Genomic DNA, 14,356 nt, shown 5'->3' with positions numbered 1-14,356 from the left:
GGTGGTGGTGGAGACGTCGCGACCGCGCCACCGTGACCTGGTGGTCCCAGGTGGTGCCGCCCTCGGCGGTCACCAGGTAGTACCAGCCGTCCCTGCGGTACGTGGCACCCGCGCCCCTCGCCTGCCGGCCCCGTGCGCGGAAGGGGGCCGGCTCGGAGCCCTACTGGTCCAGGCGGTCCAGCAGAGCGTGGTACTCGTCCCAGAGCTCGCCGGGCAGGTGGTCGCCGAAGGTCTTGAAGAACTCGGGTACCAGGGCGGCCTCCCGCTTCCACGCGTCACGGTCGACGTCGAGGACGAACCTCATCTCCTCGTCCGAGATGTCCAGGCCCTCGGTGTCGATGCCGTCGCTGGTCGGCAGGTAGCCGATCGGGGTCTCGACCGCCTCGGCCTCGCCCTCCAGCCGCTCGACGATCCACTTGATGACGCGGCTGTTCTCACCGAAGCCCGGCCAGACGATCGTGCCGTCCGCGTCCTTCTTGAACCAGTTGACGTAGAAGATCTTCGGCAGCTCGGCCTCGTCGGCCGTCCGGCCCAGTTTCACCCAGTGGGCGAAGTAGTCGCCCATGTTGTAGCCGCAGAACGGCAGCATCGCGAACGGGTCGCGGCGCAGCTCACCAACGGTGCCCTCGGCGGCGGCGGTCTTCTCGGAGGAGACGTTGGCGCCCAGGTACACGCCGTGCTGCCAGCTGAAGGACTCGCTGACCAGCGGCACGGCGGTGGCGCGGCGGCCTCCGAAGAGGATGCCCGAGATCGGCACGCCCGCCGGGTCCTCCCACTCGTCGGCGATGGTCGGGGCCTGGCCGGCCGGGGTGGTGAAACGGGAGTTCGGGTGGGCCGCGGGCTCGGTGGAGTCCGGGGTCCAGGGGCGGCCCTTCCAGTCGGTGAGGTTGGCGGGCGCCTCCTCGGTCAGGCCCTCCCACCACACGTCGCCGTCATCGGTCAGGGCGACGTTCGTGAAGATGCTGTTGCCCCACAGCGTGTCGACGGCGTTGGCGTTGGTCTTCGCGCCGGTGCCGGGCGCCACGCCGAAGAACCCGGCCTCGGGGTTGATGGCGCGCAGCCGGCCCCGGGCGTCGAAGCGCATCCAGGCGATGTCGTCGCCGACGGTCTCGACCTTCCATCCGGGAATGGTCGGCTGGAGCATGGCGAGGTTGGTCTTGCCGCAGGCGCTGGGGAAGGCGGCCGCGAGGTAGTGCGAGCTGCCCTTGGGCGAGGTGACCTTGAGGATCAGCATGTGCTCGGCGAGCCAGCCCTCGTCGCGGGCCATCACCGAGGCGATGCGCAGCGCGTAGCACTTCTTGCCCAGCAGGGCGTTGCCGCCGTAGCCGGAGCCGTAGGACCAGATCTCGCGGGTCTCGGGGAAGTGGGAGATGTACTTGGTGGAGTTGCAGGGCCAGGCGACGTCCTCCTGGCCGGGCTCCAGCGGGGCACCGACGGAGTGGACGGCCTTGACGAACTCGCCGCGCTCCTCGATCAGGCGCAGGGCCGCGGAGCCCATGCGGGCCATGATGCGCATGGACACGACGACGTACGGGGAGTCGGTGATCTCGACGCCGAGCTGGGAGATGTCGCCGCCGAGCGGACCCATGCAGAACGGCACGACGTACATGGTGCGTCCGCGCATGGCGCCCTTGAAGACCTCGCCGAAGGTGGCGCGCATCTCGTCGGGGGCGATCCAGTTGTTGGTCGGGCCCGCGTCCTGCTCGCGCTCGGAGCAGATGTAGGTGCGGTCCTCGACCCGGGCGACGTCGCTCGGGTCGGAGGTGCAGTAGAAGCTGTTGGGGCGTTTGTCCGGGTTCAGGCGGGTGAACGTGCCCTGCGCGACCAGCTGGTCGGTCAGGCGGGTCCACTCCTCGTCGGAACCGTCACACCACACGACCTCGTCCGGTTGGGTGAGCTCCGCGACCTCGCGCACCCAGGTGACGAGTTCCTCGTGCTCGGTCGGGGCGGTGCCCACGTCGGTCCCCACGGCAGTCACAGCGGCTCCTCTACGAAAGTCGAGATCACTCGCATCATGAACGACGACCCCCCGCAGTGACCAATTGGTATAGGCCAATGGTCTATATCTGTCGTGTCACGAAGCCGGATTCCACTGCACAGCAGGGGATTCGCGTGGTCCACCACGGCGCACGAAGGAACGCGTTCGACGATCGTTCCGACACAGTTCGGAGCCGCTTTCCCTTGTCGGGCGGGCATGCGCACCACCGGCCGCGACACGTGGTGCTGTTCGTCACATCCGCGCCGGGGACTCTCGGCGGGGGCCACTAGACCTGTGGCGCGGGCACACTGAGGCGTCCCGCGGATCGGCACGCGTGGGCGCACGCGTCCGCCGGGGAGGGCTGGTCAGCCCCTCGCGGGGACGGGGAGGTGCGGTCGGCGGGGAGCGGGGCCGCGCCCGCCCCCGGGCGCGGCGGTGCCGGGCGCACGGGGACGTGCGTCGGGGCGGCGCGGAGGCCGGGAGCGGTCAGCCCTGGGAGGTGGCGGCGGGGTCGGCGACCATCCCGCCGTAGACGTCCAGCGCGAACCAGGAGCCGTCCGTGCCCTGGCCGTTGGCCTCACCCGGCGCGGCGTCGCCCGTGTAGGTGTAGAGCGGCCACTCGGCGTAGGTGACCTGGGGCGCACCGTCCAGCCGGGGGAAGGCGCCGATGAGTTCGGGGCGCACGCCCTCGTCGGTCATCGGAACGGCCTCGGTCCCCGCGGGGGTGCGCAGCGGCTCCCACACCTCGGTGCACTCCTCCACACAGGTGGGGCCGACACCCTCGTCCTCGGTGAACAGGTAGAGCGTGTTCCCGTCGCCGTCCGTGAGCAGGAGGCCGAGCACGGGGTGGTCGGCGGCGGACAGGGTGGCCTGGCCCTCAACCAGTGTCCCCCTCGGCTCCTCCGGCTCGGTCTCCTCGGGGGCCTCGCTCTCCGCGACGGGCTCGGCGGGCTCGTCGGAGCCGGGATCGGCGCCGGTTCCGCAACCGGTGATCAGCCATAACGCGGCCATTCCGGCGCCGATGGCGCCCTTCGCGGAGCCGTTCACAACTTCCCCCATCAATACTCGATTGCTCTTGACTATTCGGCGCGACCACTGCAACCGGGAAAGTATGACCGATACGGACCTTGACTCGCGAGTAAGAAAATCTTCCCGTTCTTTGGCTCTCCTCTGAACTGCGACTTCGCGTGGAAAAACCATCCGGGCGGGGAAGGGCTCAGGAAGGCCGACACCACCCCACGCTGCGGCCACGGGGCCACACCGGCCCGCCGGCAGCGTCGACAGCATCGAGGGTGGCGTCTGTGTGGGCGGCGGCGATCCCGCCCTCACCCGGGCCCGCGCCCGCCCGGCCCTGCCGGCCCTCCGTATTCGACTCGGCCAGAACAGCATTCCGAGGAATCGGAGCGGCGCTTTTTCGCGTCCCGATAATCGTTTCACCAGCACGGACCCCGCGAATGCCTTTGTGCGGTCCGGTGCGAACCCTTTACGGAGGGCCCGGCCGCCCGGACTCCCGTGGTCAGCGGAGTATCGCCACCGGTCCCCGCGCGCCGTGCAGGACGGAGTGGCTCACCGAGCCGAGGAGCAGCCCCCGAAAACCCCCGCGCCCACGCGAGCCCACCACGATGAGATCGGCGGGCGTGGCCTCCTCCAGCAGGGCGACCACCGGGTGGGCGCGCACGACCCGGGTCCGTACCGTCACGCCGGGGTGGTGCAGCCGGGCGTCCCCCAGCTCGTCCTCCAGGGCCTGGCGAGCCGCCTCGGCCGCGGTCGCGTCGTCGAACAGCTCGGGCGGGATCGGCCCGGTCGCGGCGGCGAACGCCACCAGGGGCTGCCAGGCGCTCACCGCGACCAGTTCGGTGCCGGCGAACTCGGCCTGCCCGAAGGCGAAGTCCGTCGCCCTCCTGCTCGGGTCGGACCCGTCGATGCCCACGATCACGCGGCCCCGCACCCCGTGCGCGGCGGCGTGGTCGCGGGGCAGGACCACCACGGGGACGGGCGAGCGGGCGGCCAGTTCGATGCCCACGGAGCCGACGAAGGCCGCGACGATCCCGCTGAGCCCGCGCGATCCGACGACCACCGCGACGGTCCCCTCGGCCGTCGCCTCCGCCAGCAGCGCCTCCACGGGGCGCGCGTACGACAGGCGGGTCTCCACCCGGAGTTCGGGGAAGAGCCGCTCCACCCAGTCACCCGCGTACTCCAGCAGCCTCTCGGTGTTCTGCGTGTCCGTCTCGTCGGGGGATTCCGCCCGGTCTGTCCGGCCGTGCCCGCCGAACACGCCCACCGAGGCCAGCGGCCCGGCGGCCGCGACGACCCGCAGGCCGAGCCCGCGCAGCATCGCCTGGTGCGCCGACCATTCGAGCGCGTGGCGACTGGAGTCGGTGCCGTCCACCCCCACGATCACCCATCGCGTCGTGGTTGCGCCGTCCATGCCTGCGCCCTTCTCGTCGGTCGTCCTGTACCCGCCGTGTCCGCCGGCGTCCCCCTGATGATGCCGCCTGAACACTCACCCGTGGATAACGGTGCCGCCGCGAGTTGGACGACGTCGGGTCCCGGAAAGCGTAGGGTCCCGGGGCTACGGTGGTTCGACGGCGAACTCACCGGTGTGTCCTGTCCGAGAGGTGAGGACGGGACATCCGTGGAAGCGGGGGGCACGATGCCTAACTCCGGACAACTGCACTGGGATTACAGGGACGGAAGGGTGGCCGCTGTCGCGGCCGCGATCGTCTACAGCCTCTGGACTCTGGAGGTGGTCCTGCCCGGGAGCGGCGTCGTGCAGGGCGCGCCGACGGAGACGGCCTTCATCGGTTTCCTGGACAGCGCGCACCGCACGGCCGCGATCCTGGTGCTGCTCACCGCCGGGCTGGGGCTGGCCCTGGGCGCCAGGGAGGCCAACCCCTGGCTGACGGTCTCGTGGTGGTCCATGGCCGTGTTCGGCACGGCGTCCCTGGTGGCGGCGCTGCTCCCCGGACGGTGTGTGGTGGCCATCGACGCGGCGTGCGCGGCGGAGTCACTGGCGGAGGGGGTGGTCGGCGCGAGCGGCGCCCAGGCCGTCTCCGCGGTGGTCGCGATCCTCGCCGCCCTGCTCGGGGTCTCCGCGCTCGCGGTGAACCGGTACCGGGCCGGGGACCGGGCGTGGCCGTTCGTCGCCGTACTGGCCGTGCTCCAGGCGGTGGCGACCGTCGCCGTCCTGGTCCTGGCGGTCCGGGTGTACGCGGAGGGGGGCGACGGAAGCCCCGGGATCGCCCTCGGCCCGCCGGAGCGCGCCCACCTGGTGACGGTCGCGCTGTGGCTGCTCGCCGCCGGGGTGCTGCCGGGGCCCTGGAAGCGCTCCAGGGCCCCCCGGTCCGCCGGCCTCAGCCGCTGACCGCGTCGCGGAGCACCTCCGGCAGGGGTCGCTCGTGCACCACGTGCAGGGTGCTCACCGCCCGCGTGAGTACCACGTAGAGCCGGTTGAGGCCGCGTTCCTCCGCGTCGACGACGGCGGCCGGCTCGGCGACCACGACGGCGTCGAACTCCAGGCCCTTGGCCAGGGACGCGGGCACCGCGACGAGGCGCCCCGAACCCGGCCCGGCCTCCGCCTCTCCGAGCAGCGGCACGGTCAGGCCCTCGGTTCCGAGGCCCGCCCTCAGGGCGGGCAGGTCGGCGTCGGCGGCGATGAGGCCGACGGAGCCCTCACCCTCCAGCGCGGCCCGGCAGGCGTCGGCCACGGCTGCCGCGAGCCCCCCGGCGGCCGGGGTGATGCGGAGCGAGCCGGGCGAGCGCCGCACCGCCACCGGCGCCCCGAGCCCGGGTGCGATGGCGGGAAGGAGCCGGGCGGCGAAGTCGATGATCTGGGCGGGGACGCGGTACCCCCGGTCCAGGACCCTCAGGTGGCCGGTGGGCTTGCCGAAGTGCTCCAGGAGCGTGGACCAGTTCCCGGCCGCGGAGGGGCTGGTGCCCTGGGCGATGTCGCCGAGGACCGTGAGTGAACCGGAGGCGCAGCGGCGCCCGACGGCGCGGCACTGCATGGGGCTCAGGTCCTGTGCCTCGTCCACCACGATGTGGCCGAGGCCGGTAGGTCGCTCGATCAGCGCCGAGGCCTCGTCGACGAGGGCGAGGTCCTCCTCCGACCAGAGGGCGGTCCGGGGCCCGCGCGGCCTGCCGGGGAGGAGGACGGCGGCCTGCTCCTGCGCGCTCAGGAGCCCCTCGGCGGCACGGGCGAGCCGTTCGGGGTCGGTGAGCAGCCCGAGGACGAGTTTGAGCGGGTCGGTTCTGGGCCACATGGCGGTGACCGCCGACCGCACGGCCGGGTCGCGGCGCACCTGCTCGTGGGTGCGGTCGTCGCAGGCCTCCCCCTCGCCCTCCATGAGGGAGAGGACGGCGTGGGCGATGCGGTGGGAGAGGAGTTCGCGTCCGGAGCCGTAGGCCACTCCCCGTTCGGCGAGCTCGTCCAGGAGGGGGCGCAGGTCCTCGGGGTACAGGCGCCACCGGCGCGACCCGCGGCGGACCATGACGGCCTCCTGCGGGGTGCGCAGGTGGGACCACAGGTCGCGGCGCAGAACCTCGGCCATGCGGGCCTGGCCCTTGATCCGGGCCGCGCCGGGCTCCTCGACCCGCCGGACCCACCCGGCCGCGGGGCGGGAGCGCTCGGGCAGGCCGCGGGTGAGCAGTTCGGTGACGGTGGTCTGGTGGACGTCGACCTCGCCGAGGGCGGGCAGGACGTCGTGGATGTAGGAGAGGAAGGAGCGGTTGGGGCCGATGATGGCCACGCCGCTGCGGGAGAGGCGCTCGCGCTCCGTGTAGAGCAGGAAGGCGATGCGGTGCAGCCCCACCGCGGTCTTGCCCGTGCCGGGCGCTCCCTGGACGCACAGGGTGGTGCTGAGCGGCGCGCGGACGAGGTCGTCCTGTTCGGGTTGGATGGTGGCGACGATGTCGCGCATGGGGCCGGTGCGGGGGCGCTCGATCTCCGCGTTGAGGAGTTCACCCGCCCCCTGGCCGGCCGGGGGCGCGGCGCCGGTGAGCGTTTCGTCCTCGAAGGCGGTGAGCAGCGCCTCGGGCTCGGCGTCGGGGCCGCGGGTGACGGTGGTGAAGCCGTAGCGGCGTCGGACCCGGACGGCCATCCTGTCCTGGGGGGAGGCCCGGTAGTAGGCGACGCAGATGGGTGCGCGCCAGTCCAGGACCATGGGGCGCCCGGCCGTGTCGTGGATGTGGCGGCGGCCGATCTGGACGCGGTCCGCGTCGGCGGAGCCCTCCCCGGTCGCGGAGGGGCCGGAGCCGCCCGGGGGCGGGGTGGCGCCGGGGTCGTCGTCGAGGAAGACGGTGCCCGGGTCGAAGTCGAGTCGGCCGAAGAACAGCGGGGCCCCCGGTACTTCGGCGAGAGCGGTGAGGCGCCGCTCCCGGCCTCGCCGGAGTGCGGCGTTGGTGACCTTGTCGTTGACGACGTCGCCCAGCATGAGCTCGCTGCCGTCGACCTCCTCGCGCATCCGCCGCAGCGCGGTACGGGCGGCGGCGAGCCGGTCGCGTTCGTTCCGGAGTGCGTCGTTCGAGGGCGCGTGAAAGGGACCGGTGGTGGTCATACGAAGACCTCGGAGGGGTCGGCGGGACAGTGGCGCGGCGACGCGCGTGCGCTGGTCCCGCCCCGGTGCCGATGAGGGCCCGGTTCGTTCCGATCCTTGAGAGCGCACGACACCCTGTGAGGGGGCGCGGCCGAAAAGAGAGACCACACTAACCCGTGCTCCGGTCTTCGCCAAACCGTGCCGGGTCGGGCCGGGCGTGTGAGCAGGAGGAGCCGAGCCGCGAGCGAGGAACGAGCGACAAGTGAGGAACGAACGACAGGCGAAAGCGACGACGAAGGGCCCTGGCCTCCAAGCGCCCCGAGGGCCGCGCAGCGAGCCCGCGAGCTCGCCAGAGACACGAGGGGCGCGCCAGGACCCTGCAGGAGGAGCCGAGCCGCGAGCGAGGAACGAGCGACAGGCGAAAGCGACGACGAAGGGCCCTGGCCTCCAAGCGCCCCGAGGGCCGCGCAGCGAGCCCGCGAGCTCGCCAGAGACACTGTCAGGTCTTGCGGAGCCGCACCTGGCGGACGCGGTGGTCGTCCCCCTTGTAGAGGATGAGGGTGGCGCGCCCCCGGGTGGGGCGGATGTTCTCGACGAGGTTGACTTCGTTGATCGTGCGCCAGGTGTTGGCGGCGAACTCCAGGGCCTCCTCCTCGCGGATGGTGGTGGCCATGTGGTGGAAGTAGGAGCGCGGGTCGGAGAACGCCGTGCGGCGCAGTTCCCGGAAGCGGTCGAGGTACCAGTTGCGGATGTTCTCGACCTTGGCGTCCACGTAGATGGAGTAGTCGAAGAAGTCTGCGACGGCGAGCCGCCCGGCGGACGCGGGCTGGAGGACGTTGATGCCCTCGACGATGAGGATGTCCGGGCGGTGCACGGCCTGCCGTTCGCCCGGCACGATGTCGTAGATCAGGTGGGAGTAGACGGGGATGTCGATGCGCTCGGCCCCCGCTTTCATCTCCGAGACGAAGCGGACCAGCGCGCGGCGGTCGTAGCTTTCCGGGAAGCCCTTGCGCCGCATGAGCCCTCGTGCCTCCAGGACCCCGTTGGGGTGGAGGAAGTTGTCGGTGCTGACCAGTTCGACGTTCGGGTGGTTGGGCCACTGGGCGAGCAGGGAGCGCAGGAGCCGCGCCGTGGTGGACTTGCCCACGGCGACGCTGCCCGCGACGCCGATGATGAACGGCGCGGGGCGGTCCGACTCGCCGAGGAAGGCGCGCACGGCGGCGTGCCGCTGCTGGGTCGCGCCCACGTAGAGGTTGAGCAGGCGCGACAGCGGCAGATAGATGTCCCGCACGTCCTCCAGGGACGTGGGGTCGGTGGTACCGCGTAGGTCGGCCAGGTCGGCCTCGGTCAGGGAGAGGGGCGTGGAGGCCCGGAGGGCCGCCCAGGCCGTCCGGTCCAGCTCCACGTACGGGGAGGAGAAACCGTTCTTCGTCACGTGAGACACGAATGACCACCCTAGACGAGGAGGTCGTCCGGATTCGGCAGCCGGTCCCCCCCAACTCCGAACAGGGGTGGTACGTACCCGAAACCACACGTTCACGGTGGTGTCGCCAAAGGTTTTTGCCCGGGTTTTTGTCCGGGCACGGCCGGGTGGAATCGGCTCCACTCGACACCCGTGCCATGCCCCCACCTGCGTGGTCTACCCGCCATGCACCAAATGGTCTATACCGCCACCTGCAAAAACAACCAGTGGTATGGGGTGCTGGTTGGTCGATCCGGCGTCCTTTTTCGCCTACGCTGGCGGCCATGTGCGGAATCGTTGGCTACGTCGGGCCGCAACCGGCGCTTCAGGTCGTCGTGGACGGCCTCGCAAGGTTGGAGTACCGCGGATATGACTCCGCGGGTGTGGCGGTGCTGGGCGACGGCGCCCTACGCACCGAGAAGCGCGCGGGCAAGCTCGCGAACCTGCGCCGAGCCCTGGAGGAGCGGCCGATCTCCGGCGACGGGGCAGGCATCGGCCACACGCGTTGGGCCACCCACGGTGCCCCCAACGACGCCAACGCCCACCCCCATGTGGACAATGACGGCCGTCTCGCGATCGTCCACAACGGCATCATCGAGAACTTCGCGGCGCTCCGTCTGGAGCTGGAGGAGCAGGGCTGCAAGTTCCTCTCCGAGACCGACACGGAGGTGACCGCGCACCTGCTCAGCACCGAGCTGGCCAAGCGCGGCGACGGCGACCTGCCCGCGGCCATGCGCGCGGTGTGCAGGCGCCTGGAGGGTGCGTTCACCCTGGTGGCGACGTCCGTGGACGACCCCGACCTGGTGGTCGCCGCCCGGCGCAACTCGCCGCTGGTCGTCGGCCGCGGCGTGGGTGAGAACTTCCTGGCGAGCGACGTGGCCGCGTTCATCGCGCACACCCGCGAGGCTGTCGAGCTGGGCCAGGACCAGGTGGTCGAGCTGCGTCCGGACTCCGTGGTCGTCACCGACTACGACGGCAACCCCGTCGAGGTCCGCGAGTACCACGTGGACTGGGACGCGTCCGCCGCCGAGAAGGGCGGCTACGACTACTTCATGCTCAAGGAGATCGTCGAGCAGCCGCGCGCGGTGGCCGACACGCTCCTGGGCCGCCTGTCGGTGGACGGTCAGCTGACCCTGGACGAGATGCGGCTGACCCCGGCGGACCTTCGCTCGGTCGAGAAGATCGTCATCATCGCCTGCGGCACCTCGTACCACGCGGGCCTGATCGCCAAGTACGCCATCGAGCACTGGTGCCGTATCCCGTGCGAGGTCGAGGTGGCCAGCGAGTTCCGCTACCGGGACCCGATCCTGGACCAGCAGACCCTGGTCATCGCGATCTCACAGTCCGGCGAGAGCATGGACACCCTGATGGCGGTCCGCTACGCCCGCGAGCAGCGCGCCCGTGTGCTGGCGATCTGCAACGTGAACGGTTCGACCATCCCGCGCGAGTCCGACGGCGTCCTGTACACGCACGCGGGCCCCGAGGTCGGGGTGGCCGCCACCAAGACCTTCATGACCCAGCTGATCGCCTGCTACCTCGTCGGCCTGTACCTGGCGCAGGTGCGCGGGCTGAAGTTCGGCGACGAGATCACCGCCGTCATCGCCCAGCTCGCCACCATGCCCGAGCAGGTCGAGAAGGTCCTGAGCACGGTGGAGCCGGTACGCGAGCTGGCCCGTTCGCTCTCCGACGCCGACACGGTGCTGTTCCTGGGCCGCCACGTGGGCTACCCGGTGGCGATGGAGGGCGCGCTCAAGCTCAAGGAGCTGGCGTACATGCACGCCGAGGCGTTCGCGGCCGGCGAGCTGAAGCACGGTCCGATCGCGCTGATCGAGGAGGGTCTGCCGGTCGTCATCGTGGTGCCCTCCCCGAAGGGCCGCAGTGTGCTGCACGACAAGATCGTGTCGAACATCCAGGAGGTGCGCGCCCGCGGCGCCCGCACCATCGTGATCGCCGAGGAGGGCGACGAGTCGGTGCGCCCGTACTCGGACGTGCTCATCGAGATCCCGGCGGTGCCCACCCTGCTCCAGCCGGTCGTCTCGACGATCCCGATGCAGGTGTTCGCGTGCGAGCTGGCCCTGGCCAAGGGCAACGACGTGGACCAGCCGCGCAACCTGGCCAAGAGCGTCACGGTCGAGTAGGGAAGAACGGTTCGGGGGCGCGTGCGGCGGTATCGCCGGACGCGCCCCCTCGTCGTGCGCCGAGGGGATGGCCGCGGGAACGGTGTCCCGGGGCGGCCGGGTCAGCGCAGGGCGCCCGGCGGGGTCGCGCGGTGCCCGGTCGCGGTGTGGGCGGCGGTCGCGGCCGCGATGTCGTCGTGGGTGGCCAGGACGTCGCGCAGGCCCAGGACGTCGAGGATCCGGGACAACTGGCGCGTCGGCCCCGCCAGGAGGAGGTGGCGCCGGACCCTGGTGGCGCCGCGCAGCGCGCGGACGAGCATGTTGACGCCGGAGGCGTCGATGAACTCCACCGCGGACAGGTCGACGACGACGCAGCTGTCCGCCGTGGCCGCGGTGATCCGGGCGAGCGCTCTCTCCGCGGTGGCGATGTCGATCTCACCGCCCAGTACGACAACGGTGATTCCGTCACAGAGGAACTGATCCTGCTCCGTGTCCAGCACGGCCACGCCTCGCTCCCGGGATGAGGTCTGGGAAAGTCCTGTCATGACGCGGTCGGTCAAATACCGACATGCATTGACAGCCTACTCTTCCCGGGCGGCTCCGCCGCGTCGTCCACAGACCCTGGGATGCCGCCGTCCGAGGGCTTGCCGGTGGGTCAGCCCTCGCCGTCGCACACGGCCCAGACGACCTTGCCTCCGCCGACGAGCGGGTTCCAGCCCCATTCGCGGCTGAACGCAGCGACCAGCCCGAGACCCCTGCCCGACTCCGCGAAGTGGTGGGCGTCCATCTTGACCGGGGCTCTCCCGCTGGAGTCGGTGACCATGCACAGGACCCCGCCGCGCAGGCCCAGGCGGCGCAGCTCGACCACGACCGGAACACTCTCGGGGTCCGCGTCGCGGGGAGCGGCGTGGCGGCAGGAGTTGCCCACGAACTCGGAGACGATCAGCCGGACGTCCTCGGAGACGGCCTCGGCGTCCCACTCCCCCAAGACGGACGCGACGAACTCGCGTGCCCTGCGGACCGACCCCGGGACCGAGCCGAATCCCCTGGCGGCACCCTCGCCCGACCGGGAGACCTGCCCGACGGCGAGTCGGCACGGCGGGTGGTTCCACCAGGACGGGAGGTCGTTCGAGACCTCGGCAAGGGAGGGGCGGCTCCATGATGATTCGGAGTCCAGCTCCGAGGACACCAGCTCTGCGTTCATCACGGTCCTCACGAGAGTGATGGCGGGTTCGCGCGGACTTACCTGCCGCACCCCTGTGGCTTACATCTGTAAGACACGGATGCACGTGCAGATCAACAACGTCCGGGCAAGACTATAGGACGAACGACCCTTATCGGTAGATCCTCATCAAAGAATTCACAGACGGGTACGCACGTTTACTGCGGGCACAGAAGGGGTGCATAGGCCCCGAACCAATCCCTCCCCAGCCCTGTCCGTAACCTGCGGAGCGTGGGTATACTGAGCGGTCGCTACGCGCCAAAGCCGCTACACAGGAGGCGATGTGGTCGCCGATCACTCACCGAATCTCCAGGTCACCCAAGATTTCCTGGCCAATTCCAGTGGTGGTCCCACCGTGCTCCGCATTCTCCTCGGAACCCAGCTTCGGCGGCTCCGCCAGGAGAAGAAGATTTCGCGGCACGACGCGGGATACGCCATCCGGGCCTCCCACGCCAAGATCAGTCGCATGGAGCTCGGCCAGGTCAGCTTCAAGCGCCGTGACGTGGACGACCTCCTCAAGCTCTACGGGGTGGACGACCCCCAGCAGCGCGAGGCCCTCCTCGGTCTCATCTCCAGCGCCAACGCGCAGGGCTGGTGGCACAAGTACGGCGACGTGCTGCCCCAGTGGTTCGGCGTCTACGTCGGGCTGGAGGAGTCCGCGTCGGTCATCCGCACCTACGAGGTCCAGTTCGTCCCGGGCCTGCTCCAGAGCGAGGGCTACGCGCGCTCGGTCATCCGCCTCTCCCGGACAGCCACCTCCGACGACGACGTCGACAGCCGGGTGATGATGCGCATGCACCGCCAGCGCAGATTCATGGAGCCCCAGGCCCCCCGACTGTGGGCGGTGATCGACGAGGCCGTCCTGCACCGCCCCTACGGCGACGCCGAGGTGATGCGCGGTCAGATCGAGCACCTGATCGAGATGGCCCTGCGCCCCAACATCACCATCCAGATCGCGACCTTCGCGATGGGCGGCCACCCCGCGGCGGGCGGTCCGTTCAGCATCCTGCGGTTCCCCACCCCGCAGCTGCCCGACGTGGTGTACCTGGAGCAGCTGAGCAGCGCCCTGTACTTCGACAAGTACGAGGACACCAACCGCTACTCCCAGACGATGGACCACCTCGCCACCCAGGCGCCGCCGCCCTCCGCCACCGAGGGCATCCTCCGCGGTTTCCTGGAGCGCTACCCCTGACCCATCCCCACCAGGCCCTCTCCCATCCCGCCCCACGCCCGGTCGCTCCCAGCGCCCGGGCGTTCGCCGTGCGCCCACAGGGCGGGTTCCCGGATGACCGGCTTCGGCCACGACTGGAGAACGATCCGGTTCCGCAGAACCGGGCCCCTCTCCCCCGCGTTAGGTGTGACGTGCGGTTCCACGGACGAATCACCCCTTGTCCTTGCATCAGTACTTACAGACGTAATCACCAATGCACGTGCATGAGCTACGCTTTAGTTCTCACCGGGGACGAAACAACCCACCACGGGACGGTCCGCCCTCGACAGGGCGTCCGCTCATAGGACGGACCCGGTGGTGAGACACAACGGGCGCGGTGAAGGACCGACCGCGTGTGGACACATCCCCGCTCACGAGTCCCCCCGAAGTTCCAGGAGGTTGAGATGCATCCGATCTACAACGGCGTTCCCGCGAGCCGCCTGCCCAAGGTCGTCTGGACCAAGAGCAGCTGGAGCAATCCGGACGGGAACTGCGTCGAGGTCGCCGAGCTTCCGGACGGGGACATCGCCGTGCGCAACTCCCGCGACCCCCAGGGGCCCGCACTCGTCTACACCCCCGCCGAGATCGAGGCCTTCGTACGCGGCGCCAAGACCGGCGACTTCGACGCCCTCCTGAGGTAAGTACCCCGGACCGCCGGAGCCCCGCTCCGCGTCCCCACCCCCGAACTCCTCCCCCGGTCCCGCAGGACCTCCTTGAGACCAGCCCGGAAAAACGTCCGCGTCGATGGCCGCCCGGTGATCACCCCGGTTCACCGGCCGGCCTGACCGTCCACGACGCGGACGCACGCGGAGCCCGGCACCACCTCGTGGTGC

At 70.8% G+C, this 14,356-nt stretch carries 11 protein-coding genes and 1 pseudogene; 4 read left to right on the top strand and 8 right to left on the bottom strand.

The window, feature by feature from the left end; genetic code table 11:
* The 4 genes and pseudogenes from ACFWTE_RS27840 to ACFWTE_RS27825 form a co-directional block, all read right to left on the bottom strand.
* A pseudogene (locus ACFWTE_RS27840) lies at positions 1 to 124 on the bottom strand (family 43 glycosylhydrolase); the annotation flags it as partial.
* 36 nt (positions 125 to 160) lie between these two features.
* Positions 161 to 1,969 carry a phosphoenolpyruvate carboxykinase (GTP) gene (locus ACFWTE_RS27835; protein WP_378782885.1) on the bottom strand — a complete coding sequence of 603 codons (1,809 nt, stop codon included), beginning with the start codon at positions 1,967 to 1,969 and terminating at the stop codon, positions 161 to 163.
* A 495-nt stretch (positions 1,970 to 2,464) separates the two neighbouring features.
* On the bottom strand, positions 2,465 to 3,037 hold the full coding sequence (locus ACFWTE_RS27830; protein ID WP_378782883.1) for a hypothetical protein: 573 nt from the start codon (positions 3,035 to 3,037) through the stop codon (positions 2,465 to 2,467).
* Positions 3,038 to 3,494: 457 nt separating this feature from the next.
* On the bottom strand, positions 3,495 to 4,406 hold the full coding sequence (locus tag ACFWTE_RS27825) for a universal stress protein (protein WP_378782882.1): 912 nt from the start codon (positions 4,404 to 4,406) through the stop codon (positions 3,495 to 3,497).
* Between the two features lie 225 nt (positions 4,407 to 4,631).
* On the opposite strand from ACFWTE_RS27825, the gene ACFWTE_RS27820 reads away from it, so the two are divergent.
* The gene (locus tag ACFWTE_RS27820) at positions 4,632 to 5,342 is read left to right on the top strand and encodes a DUF998 domain-containing protein (protein WP_378782881.1); all 711 of its coding nucleotides are present in this window, start codon (positions 4,632 to 4,634) and stop codon (positions 5,340 to 5,342) included.
* Here the strand turns inward: ACFWTE_RS27820 and ACFWTE_RS27815 are convergent.
* Positions 5,332 to 7,533, bottom strand: a complete 2,202-nt coding sequence (locus ACFWTE_RS27815; RefSeq protein WP_378782880.1) for a HelD family protein — start codon at positions 7,531 to 7,533, stop codon at positions 5,332 to 5,334. The genes ACFWTE_RS27820 and ACFWTE_RS27815 overlap by 11 nt on opposite strands.
* A 478-nt stretch (positions 7,534 to 8,011) precedes the next feature.
* Complete coding sequence (coaA, locus tag ACFWTE_RS27810; RefSeq protein ID WP_378782884.1) at positions 8,012 to 8,917, bottom strand: type I pantothenate kinase; 906 nt, start codon at positions 8,915 to 8,917, stop codon at positions 8,012 to 8,014.
* A 341-nt stretch (positions 8,918 to 9,258) separates the two neighbouring features.
* On the opposite strand from coaA, the gene glmS reads away from it, so the two are divergent.
* Positions 9,259 to 11,112, top strand: a complete 1,854-nt coding sequence (gene glmS / locus ACFWTE_RS27805) for a glutamine--fructose-6-phosphate transaminase (isomerizing) (protein WP_378782879.1) — start codon at positions 9,259 to 9,261, stop codon at positions 11,110 to 11,112.
* 101 nt (positions 11,113 to 11,213) lie between these two features.
* Here the strand turns inward: glmS and ACFWTE_RS27800 are convergent, their stop codons facing one another.
* Both ACFWTE_RS27800 and ACFWTE_RS27795 read right to left on the bottom strand, forming a co-directional pair.
* Positions 11,214 to 11,597: an STAS domain-containing protein gene (locus tag ACFWTE_RS27800; RefSeq protein ID WP_378782878.1), complete on the bottom strand. Its 384-nt coding sequence runs from the start codon at positions 11,595 to 11,597 to the stop codon at positions 11,214 to 11,216.
* Positions 11,598 to 11,746: 149 nt separating this feature from the next.
* Entirely contained in the window at positions 11,747 to 12,295 is a 549-nt protein-coding gene (locus ACFWTE_RS27795; protein ID WP_378782877.1) for an ATP-binding protein, read from the bottom strand.
* 373 nt (positions 12,296 to 12,668) lie between these two features.
* On the opposite strand from ACFWTE_RS27795, the gene ACFWTE_RS27790 reads away from it, so the two are divergent.
* On the top strand, positions 12,669 to 13,505 hold the full coding sequence (locus ACFWTE_RS27790; RefSeq protein WP_378782876.1) for a helix-turn-helix domain-containing protein: 837 nt from the start codon (positions 12,669 to 12,671) through the stop codon (positions 13,503 to 13,505).
* Positions 13,506 to 13,927: 422 nt separating this feature from the next.
* Positions 13,928 to 14,164 (top strand): DUF397 domain-containing protein, encoded by a 237-nt coding sequence (locus ACFWTE_RS27785; RefSeq protein WP_378782875.1) that lies wholly within the window; start codon positions 13,928 to 13,930, stop codon positions 14,162 to 14,164.
* Positions 14,165 to 14,356: the final 192 nt, after the last annotated feature.

Source organism: Nocardiopsis sp. NPDC058631, assembly GCF_042716955.1.
In the GTDB taxonomy this organism is placed as follows: Bacteria; Actinomycetota; Actinomycetes; order Streptosporangiales; family Streptosporangiaceae; genus Nocardiopsis.
This window is presented reverse-complemented; position numbering and strand designations above follow the sequence as displayed.